This window comes from Anaerococcus sp. HMSC068A02, assembly GCF_001811125.1.
GTDB classification, from domain to species: Bacteria; Bacillota; Clostridia; order Tissierellales; family Peptoniphilaceae; genus Anaerococcus; species Anaerococcus vaginalis_C.
The window spans coordinates 1620-2657 of record NZ_KV803751.1 but is presented as its reverse complement, the minus strand read 5'-3'; the positions used below and the strand labels follow the sequence as shown (position 1 = coordinate 2657).

Here is a 1038-nt window from a genome sequence, read left to right as displayed (position 1 = left end):
TTTTCAGAACCATCATCTAATGTAAATTTCAATAGTTTTTTTGACTTTGGAACTTCTTCGCAGTTTTTAACTTTTACAACTCTAAAATCAGATTTTAAGAATGTATCAAAATCAACCATATGTTCAAATAATGGCTCTACTTTAACTTTTGAAAAGTCAATTTCTTCTGTCGTAAGTTTGTCGTAAGTTTCGTAAGTTTCTTTTGATGAATCGCTATTTTCTGCCTTTTCTAAGCCTATTGGCTTCATTTGTTGGGATTATTGCTACATCATTCATATTTTTAGGCAAATACCAACATCTGGCTTATCTGAATATCCCTTAAAGCCTAATTGATTAAAAGTGGTTATTTGTCCAGTACCTTGATTGATGTTTTCTTCAATTTCATCAAAGCCTAATATTTCTTTTGCATAATCCCTAACTTGATCTTCTGTCCTTAAAGTCATTTTCTATTCCTCGTCACTAAAATTATCTTCAAAACTAATAATATCATTAGGAGTGCAAGATAGAGCCTTACATATTCTTTCTAAATTTTTAAATGTAATTGGTTTATCCTTGCCCATTTGTGCCATAACATTTGTTGTTAGTCCTGCCATAGCTATTACATCTGTTTTCTTTAATCCTTTTTTTGCTAACTGTATCCATAATGGTTTATAGTTAAGTGCCATAATATCCCTCTTTTTCTGTTCATTAGATTTATTTAATTATAGCATAAATATTGATTTCATTCAATCTTACATTGATTTAGTGATTTGTTTTAGAGAATTTGTTGTGTTATTCCGTCCTTATTTTGCCATAAATTGCTTAATACCTTGAGATTTAGCACCAGGGTTATCATTACCATAACCTTCCATTAAGTTAATAACGCCCCATGCTCCTAAACCTGCACCAATTGCAGTTACAAGTGTCTTTAAAACTCCAACTCCAGCTGTAAAAAATTCCATATTATTCCTCCTCGTTTTCTTTCTTATTTTCTATTTTGTTTAGTGATTTAACTATAAAATTCTTATAGACCTTATCTCCTTTTTTGTTTTCTTTGAA

Annotated in this window: 2 protein-coding genes and 3 pseudogenes; all 5 read right to left on the bottom strand. The window is 30.1% G+C overall.

Features of this window, described 5'->3' with window-relative positions:
- Positions 1 to 270, bottom strand: a pseudogene (locus HMPREF2782_RS09660) (lysine--tRNA ligase); the annotation flags it as partial.
- A gap of 2 nt (positions 271 to 272) precedes the next feature.
- Entirely contained in the window at positions 273 to 443 is a 171-nt protein-coding gene (locus HMPREF2782_RS04435; protein WP_186821655.1) for a hypothetical protein, read from the bottom strand.
- 3 nt (positions 444 to 446) lie between these two features.
- Positions 447 to 665 carry a helix-turn-helix domain-containing protein gene (locus HMPREF2782_RS04430; RefSeq protein WP_001207345.1) on the bottom strand — a complete coding sequence of 73 codons (219 nt, stop codon included), beginning with the start codon at positions 663 to 665 and terminating at the stop codon, positions 447 to 449.
- Positions 666 to 788: 123 nt separating this feature from the next.
- Positions 789 to 941: pseudogene (locus tag HMPREF2782_RS04425) on the bottom strand (Maff2 family mobile element protein); the annotation flags it as partial.
- Between the two features lies 1 nt (position 942).
- Positions 943 to 1038: pseudogene (locus HMPREF2782_RS04420) on the bottom strand (single-stranded DNA-binding protein); the annotation flags it as partial.

Coding starts and splice junctions, on each gene's coding strand:
- HMPREF2782_RS04435 (WP_186821655.1), bottom strand. CDS start 443: ATGACTTTAAGGACAGAAGATCAAGTTAGGGATTATGCAAAAGAAATA.
- HMPREF2782_RS04430 (WP_001207345.1), bottom strand. CDS start 665: ATGGCACTTAACTATAAACCATTATGGATACAGTTAGCAAAAAAAGGA.